This window comes from Kitasatospora sp. NPDC052896 (assembly GCF_044547075.1).
Taxonomy (GTDB): domain Bacteria; phylum Actinomycetota; class Actinomycetes; order Streptomycetales; family Streptomycetaceae; genus Kitasatospora.
In genome coordinates this window covers 184768-205150 of the sequence record NZ_JBITZU010000004.1, presented here as the reverse complement: position 1 = coordinate 205150, position 20383 = coordinate 184768, and the positions used below count along the sequence as shown (strand labels likewise).

Sequence of the window (20383 nt, the reverse complement as noted above, 5' to 3'; positions counted from 1 at the left end):
CATCCATCAGCCAGGCCAGCGAAGGAACCCGTCATGACGACCACACCGGACGCGCCCGCCGCGCCACTGCTCAGCTACGCGATCCAGACCACCCCCCACCCGCTGATCCACAGCCCGACGGAGGGCGAACTGTCCCTGGCCCGCTTGCGCTTGCTGATCTCCAATCCGCACCCCACACCGGTGCGGTGCGGTCGGATCACCATCGTGCTGCCGGTCGGCACGATCGCCGCCGACCTCGCCCAGACCGGCGTCGGCATCGTGGCGACGGCGACCCCGCACACCTGGTCCGTGGTCGCCGTCCAAGAGGACGTCCTGATCGCGGTGCCGCAGAACGGCACGGCGGAGTTCGTGCCCTCCGAGCACGGACGAGAGGACCAGGTGACCGCGAGCCTGGCGATCGAACTCACCGGCGTCAAGGTCAGCCGCAAGCCCGGCACCGCCTGGGTGCGCGTCATCGAGAGCAGCGCCCGTCCCGGCGAGCCCGAGACCGACCGTGACAACCCCAAGATGTTGGAGGTGATCAAGTCCTTCGTCCGCGCGCGACGTGACCTGCCCGCGGGCGGGACCGGGCAGGCACCGGCAGGCGAAACCGCGGCCGACGAGGAGGCCGAAAGTACGGCGAACCTCACCGCACGGCTCGGGACCGCGACCAGCCCCGACACCAAGCCCGCAACGCTCGTGCCCAGAGACACCCCGGTCGTCCTCGCCTGGCAGGGGCCGACCGGAGAGCAGACGCTGTACTCCACGGCGCATCCGAACGGAATCCCGATCACCTTCCCCTACGCGACGTTCCCCCTGGTGCACGACGAGACCTTCATGGTCAAGACCAGCGCGGGCGGTCTGGACCGCTACGACTCCGTCACCGTCGCCGTGAGCAAACCCCTCATGAACGGGATGCGCGCGGACTCGCTGGTCGGTTCCCCCGCGCTGACCCTCGACGCAGCCTCGGTGACCATTGCCAGCACGCTGAATGCCCTAGCGCCGGTCAAGGTCGAGAAGGCGTGCACCATCGATCGCGCCGTCACCACGACGAGCGCCACCACGCCGAGCCTCATCTCGACCGGAGCGATCACGGCGAGCGGCGCGAACCCGGAGATCACCGCCGACAAGCTCACGGTGACCGGCGCGCTGCAGAGCGACGACACCCTGAACGCCACCCGGGGCAAAGTGCAGATCCTCGGCCAACCGATCGTGAAGGACGTCCGCAAGGTCACCGACACCGCCCAGACCGACGGGTTCCTGGTCGGCTTCGCCCATGACGCGAAAGTCATGCTGAACGCCCCGAACGCCAAGGCCTATCAGTCGGGCACCTGGGGGCAGGGCCGCGCCACCACGGCCCTGCCCGTCCACCGTGGGGACCCATACGTCGGCGAGGTGGAACAGGACAACCGTGGCGGCCAGTTCGTCTTCTACCCGATCGGGAACGCCTGAGGCACACCCGGTTGTACGCCTCGCGCGGCGTGGCGTCGCTGGAGGGGCGTCAAGGCGGTGGACCGCTTGGTCAGTACCACCTCGTCGCGCCAGTCCTTCCGGTCCATCGCTCACCCGACCCGTGTCTTCGCGTCGGGGAATTCTGGATCCATCCGACGGGCCGCCTGATCGGCTGGGCGGCCCCTGGGACCTGCTCAGCCGATCACATGACTGGGTTACGCTGGTCCATCACGCCAAGGGGGTGAGTGCCGTGGAGCTGGGCCGCGAGGAAGCCGTCGCACTCGTGCAGCGAATCATGGACGCGGACTATGCCAGCGATGACGAGGTGGACGGCTGGCTGGACCAGCTCGACAGGGCCCTGAGGTGTCCGACCGGATACATCGGCGACCTCATCTTCTGGCCCAAGGGACCCGAACCATCAGCCGAAGAGGTAGTGGATCAAGCTCTGGCCTACCGACCGATCGCTCCCTGACCTGACGCTGACGGGATGTTGATCAGGTGGTGGGCTGTGCAACCTCCACCGCGAACTTGCCGCGCGCTACGGCCTGCCCGCCGCCGTCTACCTGGTGGTGGGGCAGGCCGTTGGCGGTCGCGACTGGGACTGACCGGTCGGAGCGGCCTGTGAGCCATGGGCAGCCGCATCGATCAAGTCGGCTGCTTCGGCGACGAGTTCACCTACCGGTCGACACGGTGGTACGGATCGGCTCAGCATCATGTCCTCCCTCTCGGAACGCTGGCAGTCGGAAGCCCGGTGGCCGGTCGCCGAGGAGACGCGAGGCATCCGGGCACTACGCGGGCAGCGGATCCGTCCCACGCCCCGGCTGGACCCCGCCGCACGCCTTGCCCTGATCCGCCCGCCCAAACACCGCCGGTCCCGACGGTGTCCGACCCACCACCAGCGCCCCACCGACTCGCAGTACTCCTTGCCCGGCGGCCCGGCCGACGACCACCTGCATCGCCTTGTCAACACGGCTCGCAAGCGCGTTTCACGGTGCGGCCTCGGTCGTGGGCCGCGGGGTCAGAGCGGGGCGTGACCGTGGCATGCGGCGAGGACGGAGGCAACGGCGGCTATGAGCGTCGTGAGCATCTCGGGTGGGAGACGGCATGGCGTCGTCGTCTTTCTTGTTCTTGCGGGCCATGCCGGGGCGGTCCTCCCTGCTGGGGTTGTGGGCACGGCTCCGCCGAGCTGGGAGTGAGGACTGCGGCGGACGGCCGTTGGTTGGGTACGGCTTGCACATAGGGCGGTGCGGCGGCATGGTGGCGCCAGGTGCTGGTAGGCGGTGGGACGGGTCGGCGGGAGGCTGGCGGCGCCTCCTTGGAAGGCCGGAGGTGGCGGTGGAGGCCTTCGTGTCGACCCTCGCCGGTGAGCTCGGCCTGCTCGGGCCGGCATTGGAGACCGCCTTCACGGTCCGGGAGGTTCGGCCGCGCCGAGCGTCGTGATCGTTCGGGTCGTGCGGCCGATGGGCGGCTGCACGACCCGAGAGCCGGGTTCAGGTGGCGTCGACGAGTTCCTGGAGCTGGTCGGTGACCTCGTCGGTCGGCACGCGGATCAGTCCGTAGTCGTCGTCGAGGGCGGCGGGGCCCCCGCGATGGCTTCCCGCAGAGCGCCGACCACGGCCTGCGCCGCATCCCGGTGACCGACCCGACGCCCGTCTACCCGCACGCCCTCCTCTGGCGCCGCGACAACCCCCACCCGGCGCTGGCCACCCTCCGCGCCCACTTTTGAGCCTTTTGCTGCGGCCCAGCGGACGCGGTCTGCCAGGCCGTCAAGATTGTTTGAATACGATCAGTTTTTCATGCATCTCTCATGCTGTTGTTACGGTCTGACGCTGTCGCTGCTGCTCTCCGCAGCCTGTCAAAGGAACAACTGTGCTCTTCACCACCCCATTCCGGATTGCTGCCACCTGTGCGGTCGTCACCCTCGGCGTCACGGCTTGCAGTTCCGGGAGCGGCGCCACGAAGTCGGCTGCCGCCCCCGCTCCGGCCACGTCCGCCGCCTCGGCCGCCCCGACCTCGGCGGCCCCCTCGGCCTCGCCCTCCGCGACCGGCCCGGACCTGTCGACGATGACCGGCGACCAGATCCTCCAGCAGGCGATCACCGCCCTGAAGGGGGCCGGCTCGCTGCAGACCGTCATCAGCGGCACGACCAGCGGGGTCCCCATCCAGGCGCACGTGTCCGTGGACGCCAAGGGCGACTGCAGCGGCAACATGAGCATGGGCCCTGGGGGGAGCGCCGACGTCCTGAGCACCCCGCAGCAGACCTACCTGCGGCCCGACGCGACGATGCTGACGACCTTCTGGGGAGGCGAGGGCGCCGCGGCCGCCAAGCTCCTCAACGGCCGCTGGATGAGCGGCGTCCAGAACGACGCGGACCTCAAGGACATCGCGGATTCCTGCAGCCTCGAGCAGTACACCGATCAGCTCGGCAAAGCCGGGGACAAGGCCACCAAGGGCAGCACCGACACGGTCAACGGCCAGCCCGCAGTGATCGTGCACATCGCTCGCGCCGACGGTGGCCAGACCGACCTCTGGGTCGCCACCCAGGGCACGCCTTGGCCGCTGAAGTCGGTGGACAAGGACAGCGACGGCAGCGGCACGGCCACGTTCAGCGCGTTCAACGCGCCGGTCACCGTGACCCCGCCGGCCGACAGCGACGTCATCGCGGCCTCGAAGCTGAAGGCGCTGGCCGGTTGATCCGCGTGATCCGCGTGTGAGTCGTTCGGGTCGTCGCCCGTGCGGGCAACCCGAAGGGCAGCACGGCGATCGCAGAAGATCAACGCCACCGGGCCCGTCCGGGCCTGCCCCGCCCTTTTCCGTGCGGAGGATCGGACCCTATCTGTCGTCAAACCCTGTCAGCAATCACCATCGGATCTGATTGGATTCGAGCTGCCGCGAACCCCCGGATTGCACGGGTTCATTGGACGCGCCGGACGCCTGTCGTCAAACGATCGCCTGACGACAGGCGGGCCGAGACGCGGAGCCTGTGCTCCTGTCACGCGGTTGCGGTGAGGAACTGCGTCTGGATCTGAGCGGGCTTCTCGGTCATGGGCAGCTCGAAGTGGTTGACCACCGTCACCTTGGCCGCATCGTGAACCTGCCAGCCGTGCTGGTCGAGGAGGGTGAGCCAGGCGTCACGAGACTTGATGGTGTGCAGGGGGCTGGCGCCAGTGAACATCACGTTGTCCACCGTCGAGACGACGAGCGTGGAGTCGAGGCCCGCGGGGTGTACTTCGGCGGTCAGGGCCAGCGTGCTGCCCCTGGCGGCACGCTGGGAGACGCCGGCGATGAGTCGGGCCACGTCGTCCGGCGTCAGGAACAGCACGAGGTGCTCGGCGATGAAGAGAGTCGGCTGCTGGGCGTCGTGACCGGCGCGGGCCAGGATGGTGGCGACGTCGTCGGTCGCGAAGTCCACTTCGGTGAGGGCGACGTGGGTGGTGTCGGTGTCGAGGGCATCGAGGCGGCGCGCCTTGTCGGCGATGACGTCGGGCAGGTCCAGTTCGAAGAACTGGACTCCGGTGTGCCGAAAGCGCAGAGCGCGGTCGTCGTAGCCGGCGCCGAGGTTGACGACCTGGCGCACTCCGGCCTTGACGGCGTCCAGGACGAGCTGATCGAAGTACGGGGCGCGGGGCGCCAGCAGGTCCAGGGACAGGGAGATGTCGCTGGGCTCGCCGTCCTGGTCGAGGGCTTGGAGGCCCTTGACGAGCGCGCGGCCGGCGTCGGGGTCGCCTTCGGGGGTGCGGGGGGCGGTCATGCTCGACGCGTCCCAGGGCGCACACCTCGCGGATCATGGTCAGGGTCTGGCCTGCTTGCGTGGTCATGAGGTGGCTCCGTTCCTGTCCGGGCAGGCCCGGGCGCGCGTCGACCTGTGCCGACGCGAGGTGTGATGAGAGGGTGCGCCGGTTTCGACGCGTTACGCGTCAGGACTCGTTGCCGTGGTGCGGCAGGCCGGCGGTGATTTTGGCGAGGAGGGCCTGGAGAGTGGCGCGCTCGTCGAGGGTGAGGGGCGCGAGGATCGACTCGTCCACGGCGATCATCGCCTCCTCATGTCCGGAGATGAGCTCGATGCCGGTGTCCGTGGCGAAGACGCGTTTGCTTCGGTCGTCGTCCTCGAAGCGACGCTCGACCAGGTGACGTGCTTCCAGGCCGCGCAGCACACCGGAGACATTCGCGGCGCTCGTCCGTGTCGCCTCGGCGATATCGCGCTGGATGGCACCGGGATGGCCTGCGAGGTAGTCGAGTACGAACGCCTGCTGCACACTGAGCCCGCGGGATCGAATCCATTCCTGCCCCGCCTGCAGCTGAGCCCAGTTGATCAGCTTGAGCTTCTCCAACGGGCTGGTAGGAGTTTCTCCCGGTGTGTCCATATCTCGAAGTTAACAGTTAAGGCCTTAATGGTCAAGTCGCTAACTGGGAGCTCGCGCGATGCGTGCTTCCTCCTCGGCCTCGGCAGCGCTTGCACGAGGTGCTGTTGGCAGAGTTGCGGGCCGCGGACCTGCTGGACTTCTCCCGGCCCTCGCCGCCTGTTGGCCGTGTGGCCGGTCTGGTCAGCCGGCCTCGGGAAGGCGCGTTTGAAGGTTGCCGTTGCTGTCCGTTCGGGTGGCGAACCACGGCTGCGGGGCGGTGGCCGGGCCGTCCACGTTCCAGCCGTCCAAGAGGCGGAAGACGCTGCCGTGCCAGGGGCACGTCACGCAGCCATCGGTGACCTCGCCCTCCGAGAGGGAACCGGAGAAGTGGCTGCACCGGTCGGCCAGGACATGGAACACGTTGTCGGCTTCCCGCACCACCAGGACCGGTACCTCGCCGACCACCCGGCGCGATGCCTCACCGACAGTGAACCGCGTGATGGGCCCGAGGGTGTGCCAGCCGGGCTCGACCAGGTGGGGGACGGGCTCCGTCTTGTTCACGCCGGCGGCCTGACGATAGGCGAGGTGGCCGCCGACCATCGCCCCGCCGCCGACTGCGGCCAGTCCGGCGAAGCCGAGCACGTGACCCGGCACGTTGCGGCCGCGCGAGCGGGCCGCCCACGACACGCCGTAGAGGCCCACCGCAGCCGCCATCGACACGGCGTGCAGCAGGCCGGTGCGCATCTGCTGCTCGGCCCAGTCGGCCCAGTCGGTCAGCGCCGCGGGGGCGGCGGTGACGACGCCGACCGCGACGAGGACCCGTGCGGCGTACTCGGAGCCGGGAACGCAGTCGAGAACGGCTGCGGAAAGCCAGGCGCCGACCGGCAGTTGGACGAGAGCCGGATGCAGTGGGTGTCCCAGGGGACGGCCGTGGCGGCACACGGCTCTTCGGCCTGCGGCTGGACATCACGCCGCACCCCGTACCGGTCGACAACGGAAACGCGTCCGGTGGCCTGCTGGTCTTCGCCCGGCGCGCCGGGCCGGGCGATTCGCTCCTCCTGATCGAGACCCTGATGACGCTGGTCGGCTACCGGCCGCGGATCGTGCTCAAGAAGGTGCTACGGCTGGACCCGTGCCTGGACGTCCTGCTCGGCACGCTGCCCACCTGCTTCGTCCCCGCCGGGCACGGCAGGGATGAGGTGGTCGCCGGGATCGGGCGGCTGGCAGCCGACCTCGGCGACCGGGACGCATTGGTGATCTTTCCGGAGGGCGGAAAATTCACCCAGGGGCGCCGTGCCCGGGCCGTACGGTGGCTACGGCGGCACGGCGAGGTGCGCCGGGCCGCCTACGCCTCCCGCAGCCGCCACGTGCTGCCTCCGATGACCGCGGGCCCGCTGGCTGCCATGGCCGCGGCGCCACGGGCCGACATCGTCTTCGTCGCGCACACCGGTCTCGACGCGATGGACTCGGTCGGGGCCGTCTGGCGCGGCCTGCCACTGCGGCACCCGGTCCGGGCCCGCTGGTGGCGGATCCCTGCGGCGGAGCTGCCGGTCGGGCCGGAGGCACGGACCGACTGGCTGTTGGCTCAGTGGGCCGAGGTGGACGCCTGGGTGCGGGACAACCGCGAGCTGTAGCTGGGACCCCGACGAGACGGCCCTGCGGTCAGGCCATCGCCTGGCGCTCGCGCAGGGTGGTGACCCCTTCGCCGTCGAGCTGGTCGCAGTAGGGCGCGCGGCCGGCCATCGCCATGACCAGGGCCAGGGTGGTGCCGGACACCCGTGGGCCGTCACCAGCGGCGAAGGGGCCGTCGGTGGCCGTCAGCCGCAGGCCGGCGGCGCGCCTCTTGGAGAGGACGGGCAGGTCGGAGCCCTGGTAGTAGGTGGCCAGGGCGGTCAGGGTGTCGACCGGGTAGTCGCGCTCGATGCCGAGCGGCCGGCGGATGTCCTCCGCGTGCACCACGGTCTCCCCAAGCATCGCCACTCTCGGCAGGGGCGGCTTGGTCGTGCTGGTGATCACCCGGCGGAACCGTGCGAGCGTCTCGTCCGGAGCGGCGCCCATCTGCTCGGCCAGCCGCAGGGCGACCTGCCGGTCGAAGTGGAAGCGGCAGCGGATCACACCCGCCATCCACCGCACCGGGGTGAGGCTCGCCCCCGCGGTCATGTGCGCGAGCACCTCGCGGACGGTGAACCGGTCGCAGAGGGACCGGATGGCCCACTGCCCCTCGCCCAGGCCCGCCAGGTCGGCGGCCAGGGCGGCCCGCTCGGTGTGGATCTGCCCCCAGATGCCGGTCGCGGGTCGGGGGCTGTCGGTCGGTATCGACGGTGGCATGCGGGCACTGCTCCTGTGCGGTAGACGGGCGAGCGCCGATCCGGCACCGGCGGAGCGAAGCCTCGCACGCGTGAAGCCACGGCGCATCCTCCGCAGCCTCCGCCAGCCTTGCGCGGCGACCGATCAGCTTGCGCAGACAGCCGACGAAACCCTCGACAAAGTCGCCATCTATTGCCACCTATTGCCACCGAATCTCTGACTCAGGTCACTGGAAGGGGAAGAATCCGCTCACCACCTACCTCGGAGCGACTTCTGGCGGCGGGAACGATCACCTCCATCCCGGTGGACAGCGGGTTCGTCCGCACTGCTGTCAGGTCGGCAGGTAACGGTGGAGGTCACCAGCCGGGGAAGCGCCGGCGGGCGGCCGCGCTCCGAGCGCCTCTGGTCGCCCGACGACCGCCGGGGGCTGGCCGCGCTGGGAGTGGGCGAGGCACCTCTGGCCGACCGTCCGGGCCCAGGCCACCCTGGCCGCCCTCCGGTGGCCCGAGGCGGCCAGGCAGGTGGAGCACGAACCCGCGCCTGGGGGCGCCATCCAGCACCGGACACGGGAGCGACAGAAGGATCGAGAACCATGAGCGAGGACTCCGAGGCGACGGACCTGCCCGAGGACCTGCTGGATCTGGAACGAGCCCGCGTGGCGGCACGGCGCGCCCTGGACGTCTTCGTGTGCACGGTGGCGGTCGAGCGCCGCATGCTGTTTCCGGCCCACGACCAAGTGGCGGAGCGGGTGAAGTGGCCCGAGGAGCAGAACACCCGCTGGCACGAACTCCGCGACGCCTACCAGCAGGCGACGGCTGCGGTGCGCGCCCACCCCCTGCTCGTCGAGGCAGCCGCGAACGACGGCTTGTGGGTGATGGAGATGCAGCTGCGCACCACGGTCCCGCAGGTCGAAGTGGTGGTGCGCCGCGATGAGGCGGGCCACGAGGTGGTCAGGGTCCTGCTGGGCGGCGTGGAGCAGGAGGAGGCGGAGTCCTGACGACCCACGGCGTCTGGGAGACCAGTTCAGCCGCTGTCGGGATGGCCGCCCAGGCTCACTCCCGCTACCGGCCTGATCCGGGCCAGGGACACCACCGTGGATGGCCCCTCGTCGGGAACGCGGCCCGGGATCCGAGCGCTCTGGCACTGGATGAGGCTGCGGGGTACCCGGCCACGAGGCTGCTGAGGCCAGCGGTGGTCAGGGAACGCAGTCGCGACAGACCGGCCGGGCGTCGGGAGTGCGGTCGGCGTGTGCGCGGTCGGTCGATCGTCGGGTTCAACCAGCCAGCACCCGTGGTCCCCCACGTCGAGCGGGTCGAGCGTCGGAATCCCCGCACGGCGGTCTCCGGGTCCAGATGGACCACGCCGTCAACGGGTTGCATTCAACGCAACGATGTTGAATCAGTTACGCGATGGCACGTCACGCCTTACGCCGAACGACACCACGCGAGCGACACCGTCGTCGTGCACTTCGAAAACCACAGGCCACGGCCCTGCCTCGCAGCTGCCGAATGATGCATTCAGTGCAACTCCGCGCCTAGCTCGCTCCACACGGTCTTCCCGGTCAACTCGGGGGTGACGCCCCAGCGGTCGGCTAGCTGGTCGACGATGTGCAGGCCGTGGCCGCCGATCTGATCGGGCAGGTGTCCAGGGCGCAGGTGAGGTGGAACGGCACTGCCGTCGGTGACCTGGATGCGCAACCGCCCGCCCTCGCCTGACGGGTGGCGCGCTCTGGCCCGGGCGCCTGCCCCGCTGGTGAGGCGTTACACCCCCGGTACCGGAGAGCCACTAGGCGAGAGTCAGCAGCACAACGACGTCGAGGCGGCACGCTGGTTCGAACGCAACCGCGCTGCGTGCGGACCCCCGGGCCTGTACCTAACGACCCACGGTTCGTCTCACCGGACATTGCGTGTGCAGATCAGAGTGCCCTCGGCTCACCCCAAGTGATCACAGGGTTCGTGGCGGCCCGGCCGGGGGAACATAAGCCGAGCAGTGGACACTCGGCGTGAGGGATGTGCGATGGCGACAGGAACCGTGAAGTGGTTCAACGCGGACAAGGGATTCGGATTCATCAGCCAGGACGACGGCGGGCCGGACGTCTTCGTGCACTTTTCTGCGATCCAGTCCCACGGCTTCAAATCCCTCATGGACAACGACAGGGTCGAATACGACCTGGTGCAGGGGGCGAAGGGACCACAGGCCGAGAACGTCGTGGTTCTCGAGCAGTAGGCCACGCTGCCGCCGGTATGGGGCCGGGCGCAGCCTGCCCGGTCCCCATCTGGAGTCGCCCCCTCGGCCTGCACGGCGGCGACGCTTCGTGAGGGTTGTGGGGCGGACATGGTACGACCGCTCAAGGATCGATGAGACTGCTCAAGCTCGGGTGCGACGAGACAGCGGCAACCTCCGGCCGTGTAGCGAGCCGGGTCCTCGAGGGCGCTGCCATCGAGGCCGGCGAGGAGTTCGCCGACGCTGGCACGTCCCACGGGGTGTCGCCGATGAACAGGGCCTCACCCGGCTTCGCGCCAGCTTTGGCCAGAGCGGCGTGGACGAGGTCGGGGGCGGGGTTGCTGGCATCCACGTCGTCGGCATCCAGTGCGCGGCGCATGGCAGTCAGGTCCCGCCCGGAAGCGGAGGATGCGAGGCTCCGGCCACGTAGAGCGCGGCCGCCCAGGTGGTGACCTGGGCGGCGCAGTTCGCCAGGCCGCTGCCGTGCTCGGCGAGTCGGCCGGTCATGTTGCCGACGATGGTGACGTCCAGGCCGTCCAGGATCCAGACCGTGCCCAGGCTGACGACGATCCGCCAGTGCCAGCCGGACCAGGGCAGCCGGTCGAGCCGGGCGGGGATCCTGGTCCGCAGCACCGGCCGTCCGGCACCGGGGCGTGGGGGCTCTCCAGGGGCGCCCCCGGCGGGTTCTGCTGTCGCATGGGTGCACGTCATCCCGTGGCCCCGGGCGGCAACCGCGGCATCCCCCGAACGGGTGACGGGCGGTCAGCGCACGCCGCGCGGGCGGAACTGGACGCTGATCCGTGGGCCGACCGGCCGGGTGGTCTTCGGCACCGCGTGCTCCCAGGTGCGCTGGCAGGAGCCGCCCATCACCAGCAGGTCGCCGTGGCCCAGCGAACGGCGCACGGTGGGACCGCCGCCGTGCCGGGGGCGGAGCAGCAGCGGGCGCGGTTCGCCGACCGAGAGGATCGCGACCATGGTGTCCTCGTGGGCGCCGCGGCCGATGGTGTCGCCGTGCCAGGCGACGCTGTCCCGGCCGTCGCGGTAGTAGCAGAGGCCGGCGGTGCGGAAGGGCTCGCCCAGCTCGGCGGCGTAGTGCGCGCTGAGCGCCGCGCGGGCCTCGGCCAGCACGGGGTGGGGGAGCGGGTCGTCCTCTCCGTAGTGGGCGAGCAGCCGGGGGACGGCCACCACCCGCTCGTACATCCGGCGCCGCTCGGCCTGCCAGGGGACGTGGACGACGAGGTGTTCGAACAGGGCGTCCGCGCCGCTCAGCCAGCCCGGCAGGACGTCCAGCCACGCGCCCTGGCCGAGCACCGTCCGGCGGGCGGCGCTCAGCGGGCCGAGGCCGAGCTGGTCGGCCGCCGCGAAGAGCGATCCCTGGAGGTGCGTGGTCATGGCATCAGGGTACGCCCGAATAGGAACGGGTGTTCGAACATGCGGTCATGTGTACGGTCCCTCGTACAGCTGTGCGGGGGCTGGTGGCGGTCGGGGCCGGCTGTCCGGATCGGCCCTCGGGGCACCCGTCGGCCGCGCTAGATTCGGTGCGGGCAGACCGAGGCGAGGAGGCCGTCGTGCACGAGCTGGAGCCGGAGCTGGAGACCGCGGAGGACGACCCGCAGCGCTGGTGGGAGGCCGACGCGGCGGTGCTCGGTCCGGCCGCCGCGCTGGACGTGGCGATGTACTGGGCGCGCCGGATGGCGGACTGGTCGGCCGGGCACGATCCGCGGGTGGCGGGTGCCGACCTGGAGGCGGTCCGGACCCTGCTGGGGCTGGCCGTCTACCGGTCCGCACAGCTGGAGGGGGTGGCCGATCCGGGTGGGCTGCCCACCCTGATGCCGATGATCATGCTGTCCCGGAGCAAGGCGCCGTCCACCGCGGCGGTCCGGCCGCTGGGTCACCTGGGTGCCGGCCGGCTGCGGCTGGCCGACCGGGAGCGGATCCGGGCCGCGCTGGCGGACCCGGATCCGGTGGTGTTCGAAACGTTGCGCAAGGAGACGGTGATGGTCCTGGTGTCCAACACCGACCATGCCCGTACGGTGCTGGGGATCCGGAGCAACGACAGCACGGTGTGGACCGAGCGGCCGCTGATCCCGCTCGCCTCGCGGCACCTGGAGCTGCCGGACGCGGACCTGGCCTGGGACTGGTACGGCGCGGCCTGAAGGCCGCCGGGCCTCAGGCCTGGCCGGTGTCGAAGCGGCTGATCCGGCCGTCGGCGATCTCGAACTGCCAGCGGGTGCGCATCTCCCCCCAGGTCTCGTTGGTGAAGCGGGCGACCAGCTTCCGGCCGTCCTTCGACTCCTGCTCGACCGCCATCCGGCCGTTGGAGGAGAAGATCTCCCGGTCCACCCAGGCGTCGAGGTCGCGGTCGCTGCCGTCGTCGGACATCGTGGCGCCGTCGGCGAGCAGCTTGAAGAAGGCCTGGCGGTCGCCGCTGTTGACCGCGCCGACGAAGGCGCGGACGGTCGGGTCGGAGAGCTGGTCGGGTGAGATGGCCATGGGGACTCCCGGGTCGGGTTGGTGGGGGCGGTGCCGTCCAGTCAAACGCACGATCGGGAGCGGGTCGCGGGAGCGTGCGCCGTCCAGGTGGTCGGCCCCGGGTGACGGGCCTCTCGTCGGGGCGAACGCATCTGCTACCGAATAGCTCGGTCACCGATGTAATGTGAACACATGCGCGAGCACCGTGTCCCCCCGTCTCCTGCCGTGCCCGGGCTGCGTGCCCTGCTCACCACCGAGCGGCCCCGGCCGGAGCTGATCCGCCGGCACCCCGCGGCCTGGCGGCTGGCGGTGGCCACGGTCTGCTTCGGTGCCTTCATGGGGCAGCTGGACGCCAGCATCGTGACCCTCACCTACCAGCCGCTGCGCGAGGAGTTCCACAGCGGTCTGGCCGGGGTCGAGTGGGTCTCGCTGGCCTACCTGCTGGCCCTGGTCGCGCTGCTGGTCCCGGTCGGCCGGCTCTCCGACGTGCACGGCCGCAAGCTGTTCTACCTGTACGGCTTCGCGGTCTTCACGGCCGCCTCGGCCGCCTGCGGCCTGGCACCGGGGCTGGCCGCGCTGGTCGGGTTCCGGGTGGTGCAGGCGGTGGGTGCCGCGCTGATGCAGGCCAACAGCGTCGCCCTGGTGACCACCAGCGCGCCGGCGGACCGGATGCGTGGCGCGCTCGGGATCCAGGCGGCCGGCCAGGCGCTCGGCCTGGCACTCGGGCCGACCGTCGGCGGTGCGCTGGTGGACACCCTGGGCTGGCGCTGGGTCTTCCTGGTCAACGTGCCGATCGGCGTGCTGGCCCTGGTCGGCGGCCACTACCTGCTGCCGCGCACCCGCCAGGGCGCGGACCACGGGCGAATAGACGTGCGGGGCGTGCTGCTGCTGGCCTGCTCCAGCACGGCGGCCCTGCTCGCGCTCTCGGTGGCCTCCGGGCTCGGTCTGCCGCTCTGGACGGTGCTCGGGCTGGTGCTGATCGCCGGCCTGGCCGGCTGGGCGTTCGTCCGACGGCAGCGCAGCTGCCCGCGGCCGCTGCTGGACCTCGCGCTGCTGCGGGCCGGGCGGATCGGTCCGGGCCTGCTCGCCGGGCTCTGCGGCTACCTGGTGCTCTTCGGACCGCTGGTGCTGGTCCCGGTCGCGCTGGCCCGGCACGGTACGGCGCCGCTGACCACCGGGCTGGTGCTGACCGCGCTGCCGGTCGGCTTCGCGGTCGCCGCCACCACCGCCGAGCGGTTGCTCCCGGCGGGCTGGTCCGACCTGCGGCGCAGCCGGATCGGGGCGGCCGGCTGTCTGGTGGCGCTGGCGCTGCTCGTGGTGCTGCCGCTGCGGGCCGGCACGCTGCCCTGGTCGCTGGCGCTGCTCGGGCTGGCGCTGGGGGTGTTGATCCCGGCCAACAACACCCTGGTGATGCGGGCCATCCCGGCCGGCTCGGCGGGGACCGGGGGCGGCATGGTCAACATGACCCGCGGTCTGGGCACCGCGATCGGGGTCGCCGCCGTGACGCTGGCCCTGCACCTGGCCGCGGGGGACGGGGGGCTGCGGGCCGCCGGGTTCGTGCTGCTGGGCTTCGCCGCGTTGGCGCTGGTCACGACCGTTCCGCTGCGGTTGTCCGTCAAGTTTTGGTAATGATTATCAGCATTATGACAGCTGGGCTGGTTCTGAAAATCGTTTCTGACTAGCGTGAGTGGTGTCGAACCGTGCCGGACACCGCTCAGTCGGGGTCCGCCGCTCCCGAGGAGTCCCCACCCCATGCGCGTCCCCCTGTCCCGTCCCGGCCGTCGGCCCGTCGCACGGCTGGCGATCGGCGCCGCCGCCGTCGCGACCCTCGCGGCGACCACGAGTGCCTGCTCCACCGCCTCCCCGGCGCGGAGCGCGGCCGGCTCCACGGGCGGCGGCAAGGTGATCCAGGTCGCCGCGGCGGAGAACTTCTGGGGCAGCATCGCGAGCCAGCTCGGCGGTGACCACGTGAAGGTGACCAGCATCGTCACCAACCCGGACACCGACCCGCACTCCTACGAGCCGACCACCGCCGACGCCCGGACGGTCACCGGCGCATCGTTCGTGATCACCAACGGGATCGGCTACGACGCCTGGTCCGACAAGCTGCTCGCCGACAGCCAGGTGAGCGGGCGGACCGTGCTCAAGGTCGGTGACCTGCTCGGCAAGAAGCCCGGGGACAACCCGCACCAGTGGTACTCGGCGGACAGCCTCCACCAGGTGATCGACCAGATAACCGCCGACTACCAGAAGATCGACCCGGCCGACTCGGCGTACTTCGCCGACCAGAAGCAGACCTTCGAGACCACCACGCTGGCCCAGTACAACCAGCTGGAATCCGACATCAAGGCGAAGTACGCGGGCACGCCGATCGGCGCCTCGGAGTCCATCGTGACCCCGCTGGCCGAGACCCTGGGCCTCAAGATGCTCACCCCGGAGACCTTCCTGGACGCCGAGAGCGAGGGCACCGACCCGACCGCCGGCGACAAGGCCCTGATCGACCAGCAGATCGCCACCAAGCAGATCAAGATCTACGTCTACAACACGCAGAACTCCGACCCCGACGTGATGGCCCAGGTGAGCGCCGCCAAGGCCCAGGGCATCCCGGTCGCCACGGTCACCGAGACGCTGGCTCCCGCGAACGCGACCTTCCAGGCCTGGCAGACCCAGGAGCTCCAGGGCATCGAGGCCGCACTGCACCAGGCGACGGGCAAATGAGCCGGCAGTCGGTCCTCGGCGCGGACCCCACGACGGCGCCGGTCGCCAAGCCCGGCACCGACCCGGTGCTCGCGCTGCGCGGGGTGGCGGTGCGGGTGGGCGGACGGACCCTCTGGTCCGGAGTCGACCTCACGGTCGGCCCGGGCGAGTTCACCGCCGTGCTCGGCCCGAACGGGGTGGGCAAGTCCACCATGGTCAAGGTGCTGCTCGGGGTGCTGCCGGCGGCGGCCGGCGAGGTGCGGGTGCTCGGCGCCCAGCCCGGGGTCGCCAATGCCCTGGTGGGCTACCTGCCGCAGCGGCGCAGTTTCGACCCCGGCCTGCGGATCCGCGGCATCGACGTGGTCCGGCTCGGCCTGGACGGTGACCGGTGGGGGATCCCGCTGCCCGGCCTGCGTACCGCACGCCGGCGCGCCGAGCACGAGCGGATCGCCGAGGTGATCGAGCTGGTCGGCGCCACGGCGTACGCGCACCGGCCGATCGGACAGTGCTCGGGCGGCGAGCAGCAGCGACTGCTGATCGCCCAGGCGCTCGTGCGCCGGCCCCGGCTGCTGCTGTTGGACGAGCCGTTGGACAGCCTCGACCTGCCGAACCAGAGCGCCGTGGCGGCGCTGCTGGGGAGGATCTGCCACCAGGAGGGGGTGTCGGTGGTCATGGTGGCCCACGACGTCAACCCGATCCTGCACCAGCTGGACCGGGTGGTCTACCTGGCCGAGGGTGGCGCGGTGGCCGGCACGCCGGAGCAGGTGATCACCTCGGAGACGCTCACCCGGCTGTACGGCACCCCGGTCGAGGTGCTGCGCACCGCGGGCGGCCGGCTGGTCGTGGTCGGCCAGCCGGAGGCGCCCGCGCGGCACGGCGACCGGCACGCGGACACGACGCCGGTGGTCGCGCAGGTCGTCGCGCAGCGGAGCGGAGACGGTGATGACGCTGCTGGCTGACGGGTCGGGGCCGGTGTTCTCCTGGAACCTGGTCGCCGACTTCCAGGACATGTGGTCGTACGTGTTCATGGTGAACGCCTACCGGGCCGGGGCCGTCGTGGGGGCGGTCTCGGCCGTGGTGGGCTGGTTCATGGTGCTGCGCCGGCAGACCTTCGCCGGGCACACCCTCTCCGTGGCGGCCTTCCCCGGTGCCGCGCTGGCCACCCTGCTGGGGGTGAGCGTCTCGCTGGGCTACTTCGGCTTCTGCGTGGCCGCCGCGCTGGTGATCGCCGCGCTCGGCCGGCGCGGCCGGTCGGGTGGCGCGGAGGAGTCGGCCGGCACCGGTACCGTCCAGGCCTTCGCGCTGGCCTGCGGGTTCCTCTTCCTCACCCTCTACAAGGGGTTGCTGGAGGGACCGGAGGCGCTGCTGTTCGGCAGCTTCCTGGGCATCACCAGCGACCAGGTGCTGGTGCTGGCGGTGGTGGCCGCGGTGGTGCTCGGGGTGCTGGCGCTGATCGGGCGCCCGCTGCTGTTCGCCTCGATCGACCCGGAGGTCGCGGTCGGCCGCGGGGTGCGCGTGCGGCTGCTCTCCGTGGTCTTCCTGGTGCTGTTGGGAGCGGCCACCGCGGAGGCCAGCCAGATCACCGGCACGCTGCTGGTCTTCGCGCTGATGGTGATACCGGCCGCGACCGCGCAGCAGTTGACCGCGCGGCCGGGGCTGGGGCTGTTGCTCGCGGTGCTGCTCGCCGTCGGAGCCTGCTGGCTCGGCCTGTTCGCCGCGTACTACCAGCCGTACCCGCTGGGCTTCTTCGTGACGACCTTCGCGTTCGGCGGGTACGTGCTGGCCCATCTGGTGCGCTGGGTACGGGAGTCGCCCGGGCGGACCGCTCGGGCGACCGCGGCGGTGGCGGGGGGTGCGCTGTGACCAGCTCGCTGGCCGGTACCGCCATCATGACCCAACCGTTCTTCCAACACGCCCTGCTGGCCGGCACGTTCATCGCGCTGGCGTGCGGGCTGGTGGGCTACTTCCTGGTGCTGCGGGCGCAGATCTTCACCGGCGACGCGCTCAGCCACGTCGCGTTCACCGGCGCGATGGCCGCCCTGGCCGGCGGTTACGACCTGCGGCTCGGCCTCTTCGTGGCGACCATCGGGGTCGGCCTGCTGCTGGGCGGGCTGGGTCGACGCGGGCGGCCGGACGACGTCGTGATCGGCAGTGCCTTCGCCTGGATCCTCGGGCTGGGCGCGTTCTTCCTGACCGTCTACACCACCTCGCGCAGCGGCTCCGGCCAGGGCGGGGCCGGGACCACCGTGCTGTTCGGCTCGATCTTCGGCCTGGACGGCAGCGCGACCACGGTCGCCGTGCTGATCGCCGGCGGCTGCTGCCTGGCGCTGCTGCTGATCGCCCGGCCGCTGCTCTTCGCGACCCTGGACGAGGCGGTCGCGGCGGCCCGCGGGGTGCCGGTGCGGATGCTCGGCTTCGGGTTCCTGGCGCTGGTCGGGGCGTGCGCGGGGGAGGCCGCCCAGGCGGTGGGCTCGCTGTTGCTGCTCGGGCTGCTGGCCGCGCCGGCGGGCGCGGCGCTGCGACTGACCGAACGGCCGTTCCGCGGGCTGGCGTTGTCCGCGGCCTTCGCGGTCGGCGAGCTGTGGGCCGGGCTGCTGCTGAGTGCCGAGTTCCCCACGCTGCCGCCGAGCTTCAGCATCATGGCGGCGGCGACCGCGGTGTACGGCGCGACCTTCCTGCTCCGGCCCGGCCGGGCGGGGCGCGGCCGGGCGCTCCCGGCGGGGGCCGGGGCGGCCGGCTGAGGCGCCCGCGCCGGCACTGCTTCGCGCGCCCGTCGGCCAACGGCCGGCGGGCGCGTCGGCGTTCACCAGGAGGTGGCCGGTTGTGCTGCTGAGTGCCCGCCGGGTGATCTACAGTGCTGCAGGTCATAACCCGTCACTTGGTGACCTGAGGAGGAATCGCGAGTCATGTCGGCTGAGACGTTCGAGTTCCAGGTGGAAGCGCGTCAGCTTCTGCAGATGATGATCCATTCGATCTACTCGAACAAGGACGTGTTCCTGCGCGAGCTGGTCTCCAACGCTTCCGACGCGCTGGACAAGCTGCGCCTCGAAGCCCTGCGCGACGACACGCTCGGTGCGGACGTGTCCGACCTGCACGTCGCCATCGAGGCCGACCGGGAGGCCCGCACGCTCACCGTGCGGGACAACGGCATCGGCATGTCCCACGACGAGGTGGTCCAGCTCATCGGGACGATAGCCAACTCCGGCACGGCGAAGTTCCTGCGGGAGCTGAAGGAGGCCAAGGACGCGACCGTGACCGAGGGCCTGATCGGCCAGTTCGGCGTCGGCTTCTACGCCAGCTTCATGGTGGCCGACGAGGTCACGCTGCTGACCCGGCGCGCCGGCGAGAGCACGGGCACCCGCTGGACGTCGAGCGGCGAGGGCACGTACACCATCGAGACCGTGGCCGAGGCCCCGCAGGGCACCGCGGTCACCCTCCACCTGAAGCCCGTGGACACCGAGGACCGGCTCTACGACTACACGTCCGGCTGGAAGATCCGGGAAATCGTCAAGCGGTACTCGGACTTCATCACCTGGCCCATCCGGATGGCCGCCGAGGGCGCCGCGGATGCGGCGGACGGCGACGACGCCGCCCCGCGCGAGCCGGAGACCCTGAACTCCATGAAGGCGCTGTGGGCGCGTTCGCGGGACGAGGTGTCCGACGCCGAGTACCACGAGCTGTACAAGCACATCAGCCACGACTGGACGGATCCGCTGGAGACCATCCGGCTGCAGGCGGAGGGCACCTTCGAGTACCAGGCGCTGCTCTTCATCCCCGCGCACGCGCCGCACGACCTGTACACCCAGGGCTACCAGCGCGGCGTCCAGCTCTACGTGAAGCGCGTCTTCATCATGGACGACTGCGAGGCGCTGCTGCCCGGCTACCTGCGATTCGTCAAGGGTGTCGTCGACGCGCAGGACCTCTCGCTCAACGTGTCCCGCGAGATCCTGCAGCAGGACCGCCAGATCCAGCTGATGCACCGCCGCCTGGCGAAGAAGGTGCTGTCCGCGATCAAGGACATGATGGCCAACGCCCCCGAGCGCTACGCCACGCTCTGGCGGGAGTTCGGCCGCGTCCTCAAGGAGGGCCTGCTCGGCGACTTCGAGAACCGGGACGCCATCCTCGCCGTCTCCTCCTTCGCCTCGACGCACGACCAGGAGGCGCCGACCACCCTGAAGCAGTACGTCGAGCGGATGAAGGACGGGCAGGAGCACGTCTTCTACCTGACCGGTGAGTCCCGGCAGGCCATCGAGAACTCCCCGCACATGGAGGCGTTCCGGGCCAGGGGTATCGAGGTCCTGCTGCTGACCGACCCGGTCGACGAGGTGTGGGTCGAGGCCGTCCCCGAGTTCGACGGCAGGCAGCTGCGGTCGGTCGCCAAGGGCGAGGTCGACCTCGGCACCGACGAGGAGAAGAAGGAGGCCGAGACCGAGCGCGAGAAGCGGCAGCAGGAGTACGCCGGGCTGCTCGGCTGGATGACGGACCGACTGGGTGAGAGCGTCAAGGAGGTGCGGCTCTCCTCCCGGCTGACCGTCTCGCCCGCGTGCATCGTCTCGGACACCCACGACGTGACCCCGGCGCTGGAGAGCATGTACCGCGCGATGGGCCAGGACGTCCCGCGGATCAAGCGGATCCTCGAACTCAACCCCGGTCACGCGCTGGTGAGCGGCCTCAACAAGGCGCACACCGAGCGCGGGGAGGACACCGGTCTCGCCGAAGCCGCCGAACTCCTCTACGGCATGGCACTGTTGGCCGAGGGCGGCGAGCTGAACGATCCGTCACGCTTCATCAAGCTGGTGGCGGACCGCCTCGAGCGGACCTTGTAGCGCGCGGCGCGCTGGATCAACCGGTCCCGGAACGGGGGCCGGCACGGCTCACATGGCCGTGCCGGCCCCCGTTCCGCTCTCCGG

At 71.0% G+C, this 20383-nt stretch carries 21 protein-coding genes and 2 pseudogenes; 14 read left to right on the top strand and 9 right to left on the bottom strand.

Going from position 1 to position 20383, the window contains the following annotated elements:
* Nucleotides 1-33 precede the first annotated feature (33 nt).
* The 4 genes and pseudogenes from ACIGXM_RS11800 to ACIGXM_RS11785 all read left to right on the top strand — a co-directional run bounded on the left by ACIGXM_RS11800 (nucleotide 34) and on the right by ACIGXM_RS11785 (nucleotide 4125).
* Complete coding sequence (locus ACIGXM_RS11800; protein WP_396559547.1) at nucleotides 34-1431, top strand: hypothetical protein; 1398 nt, start codon at nucleotides 34-36, stop codon at nucleotides 1429-1431.
* A 241-nt stretch (nucleotides 1432-1672) separates the two neighbouring features.
* Nucleotides 1673-1903, top strand: a complete 231-nt coding sequence (locus tag ACIGXM_RS11795) for an e9imm peptide (protein ID WP_396559545.1) — start codon at nucleotides 1673-1675, stop codon at nucleotides 1901-1903.
* 1134 nt (nucleotides 1904-3037) lie between these two features.
* A pseudogene (locus ACIGXM_RS11790) lies at nucleotides 3038-3151 on the top strand (LysR family transcriptional regulator); the annotation flags it as partial.
* 149 nt (nucleotides 3152-3300) lie between these two features.
* The gene (locus ACIGXM_RS11785) at nucleotides 3301-4125 is read left to right on the top strand and encodes a hypothetical protein (protein ID WP_396559543.1); all 825 of its coding nucleotides are present in this window, start codon (nucleotides 3301-3303) and stop codon (nucleotides 4123-4125) included.
* Nucleotides 4126-4423: 298 nt separating this feature from the next.
* Here ACIGXM_RS11785 and ACIGXM_RS11780 read toward each other — a convergent pair whose 3' ends face one another.
* The 3 genes from ACIGXM_RS11780 to ACIGXM_RS11770 all read right to left on the bottom strand — a co-directional run bounded on the left by ACIGXM_RS11780 (nucleotide 4424) and on the right by ACIGXM_RS11770 (nucleotide 6716).
* A complete protein-coding gene (locus ACIGXM_RS11780; RefSeq protein ID WP_396559541.1) occupies nucleotides 4424-5182 on the bottom strand; it encodes a class I SAM-dependent methyltransferase in 759 nt (252 codons plus the stop codon).
* Between the two features lie 166 nt (nucleotides 5183-5348).
* The gene (locus ACIGXM_RS11775) at nucleotides 5349-5762 is read right to left on the bottom strand and encodes a MarR family winged helix-turn-helix transcriptional regulator (protein WP_396559539.1); all 414 of its coding nucleotides are present in this window, start codon (nucleotides 5760-5762) and stop codon (nucleotides 5349-5351) included.
* A 213-nt stretch (nucleotides 5763-5975) separates the two neighbouring features.
* Complete coding sequence (locus ACIGXM_RS11770; RefSeq protein ID WP_396559537.1) at nucleotides 5976-6716, bottom strand: Rieske 2Fe-2S domain-containing protein; 741 nt, start codon at nucleotides 6714-6716, stop codon at nucleotides 5976-5978.
* Between ACIGXM_RS11770 and ACIGXM_RS11765 the strand changes: the two genes are divergently transcribed.
* Nucleotides 6683-7408 (top strand): hypothetical protein, encoded by a 726-nt coding sequence (locus ACIGXM_RS11765; protein ID WP_396559535.1) that lies wholly within the window; start codon nucleotides 6683-6685, stop codon nucleotides 7406-7408. The two genes, ACIGXM_RS11770 and ACIGXM_RS11765, sit on opposite strands and share 34 nt — an antisense overlap.
* 28 nt (nucleotides 7409-7436) lie before the next feature.
* Here the strand turns inward: ACIGXM_RS11765 and ACIGXM_RS11760 are convergent, their stop codons facing one another.
* A complete protein-coding gene (locus ACIGXM_RS11760) occupies nucleotides 7437-8102 on the bottom strand; it encodes a maleylpyruvate isomerase family mycothiol-dependent enzyme (RefSeq protein WP_396559533.1) in 666 nt (221 codons plus the stop codon).
* Nucleotides 8103-8673: 571 nt separating this feature from the next.
* Here ACIGXM_RS11760 and ACIGXM_RS11755 point away from each other — a divergent pair.
* A complete protein-coding gene (locus ACIGXM_RS11755; RefSeq protein ID WP_396559531.1) occupies nucleotides 8674-9078 on the top strand; it encodes a hypothetical protein in 405 nt (134 codons plus the stop codon).
* Between the two features lie 520 nt (nucleotides 9079-9598).
* Here the strand turns inward: ACIGXM_RS11755 and ACIGXM_RS11750 are convergent.
* Entirely contained in the window at nucleotides 9599-9778 is a 180-nt protein-coding gene (locus ACIGXM_RS11750) for an ATP-binding protein (RefSeq protein WP_396559529.1), read from the bottom strand.
* Nucleotides 9779-10097: 319 nt separating this feature from the next.
* Here ACIGXM_RS11750 and ACIGXM_RS11745 point away from each other — a divergent pair, with 319 nt between their 5' ends.
* Nucleotides 10098-10307, top strand: coding sequence for a cold-shock protein (locus ACIGXM_RS11745; protein WP_016571134.1), 210 nt, complete (start codon nucleotides 10098-10100; stop codon nucleotides 10305-10307).
* A gap of 121 nt (nucleotides 10308-10428) precedes the next feature.
* On the opposite strand, the gene ACIGXM_RS11740 is transcribed toward ACIGXM_RS11745, so the two are convergent.
* The 3 genes and pseudogenes from ACIGXM_RS11740 to ACIGXM_RS11730 form a co-directional block, all read right to left on the bottom strand.
* Nucleotides 10429-10683 carry an HAD family hydrolase gene (locus ACIGXM_RS11740; RefSeq protein WP_396559526.1) on the bottom strand — a complete coding sequence of 85 codons (255 nt, stop codon included), beginning with the start codon at nucleotides 10681-10683 and terminating at the stop codon, nucleotides 10429-10431.
* 35 nt (nucleotides 10684-10718) lie between these two features.
* Nucleotides 10719-11015: pseudogene (locus tag ACIGXM_RS11735) on the bottom strand (MFS transporter); the annotation flags it as partial.
* A 51-nt stretch (nucleotides 11016-11066) separates the two neighbouring features.
* Nucleotides 11067-11696 carry an alpha-ketoglutarate-dependent dioxygenase AlkB gene (locus ACIGXM_RS11730; protein WP_396559524.1) on the bottom strand — a complete coding sequence of 210 codons (630 nt, stop codon included), beginning with the start codon at nucleotides 11694-11696 and terminating at the stop codon, nucleotides 11067-11069.
* 176 nt (nucleotides 11697-11872) lie between these two features.
* On the opposite strand from ACIGXM_RS11730, the gene ACIGXM_RS11725 reads away from it, so the two are divergent.
* Entirely contained in the window at nucleotides 11873-12460 is a 588-nt protein-coding gene (locus tag ACIGXM_RS11725; protein ID WP_396559522.1) for a hypothetical protein, read from the top strand.
* Between the two features lie 13 nt (nucleotides 12461-12473).
* Here ACIGXM_RS11725 and ACIGXM_RS11720 read toward each other — a convergent pair whose 3' ends face one another.
* Nucleotides 12474-12797 (bottom strand): nuclear transport factor 2 family protein, encoded by a 324-nt coding sequence (locus tag ACIGXM_RS11720; protein ID WP_396559520.1) that lies wholly within the window; start codon nucleotides 12795-12797, stop codon nucleotides 12474-12476.
* 171 nt (nucleotides 12798-12968) lie between these two features.
* On the opposite strand from ACIGXM_RS11720, the gene ACIGXM_RS11715 reads away from it, so the two are divergent.
* The 6 genes from ACIGXM_RS11715 (at nucleotide 12969) to htpG (ending at nucleotide 20299) form a co-directional block, all read left to right on the top strand.
* A complete protein-coding gene (locus ACIGXM_RS11715; protein ID WP_396559518.1) occupies nucleotides 12969-14405 on the top strand; it encodes an MFS transporter in 1437 nt (478 codons plus the stop codon).
* 123 nt (nucleotides 14406-14528) lie between these two features.
* A complete protein-coding gene (locus ACIGXM_RS11710; RefSeq protein ID WP_396559516.1) occupies nucleotides 14529-15494 on the top strand; it encodes a metal ABC transporter solute-binding protein, Zn/Mn family in 966 nt (321 codons plus the stop codon).
* On the top strand, nucleotides 15491-16432 hold the full coding sequence (locus ACIGXM_RS11705) for a metal ABC transporter ATP-binding protein (RefSeq protein ID WP_396559514.1): 942 nt from the start codon (nucleotides 15491-15493) through the stop codon (nucleotides 16430-16432). Before ACIGXM_RS11710 ends, ACIGXM_RS11705 begins: the two co-directional genes overlap by 4 nt.
* The gene (locus ACIGXM_RS11700) at nucleotides 16416-17336 is read left to right on the top strand and encodes a metal ABC transporter permease (RefSeq protein ID WP_396559512.1); all 921 of its coding nucleotides are present in this window, start codon (nucleotides 16416-16418) and stop codon (nucleotides 17334-17336) included. The genes ACIGXM_RS11705 and ACIGXM_RS11700 overlap by 17 nt, the downstream gene beginning before the upstream one ends.
* The gene (locus tag ACIGXM_RS11695; RefSeq protein WP_396559510.1) at nucleotides 17333-18214 is read left to right on the top strand and encodes a metal ABC transporter permease; all 882 of its coding nucleotides are present in this window, start codon (nucleotides 17333-17335) and stop codon (nucleotides 18212-18214) included. Before ACIGXM_RS11700 ends, ACIGXM_RS11695 begins: the two co-directional genes overlap by 4 nt.
* Nucleotides 18215-18379: 165 nt before the next feature.
* Complete coding sequence (htpG, locus tag ACIGXM_RS11690; protein ID WP_396559508.1) at nucleotides 18380-20299, top strand: molecular chaperone HtpG; 1920 nt, start codon at nucleotides 18380-18382, stop codon at nucleotides 20297-20299.
* Nucleotides 20300-20383: the final 84 nt, after the last annotated feature.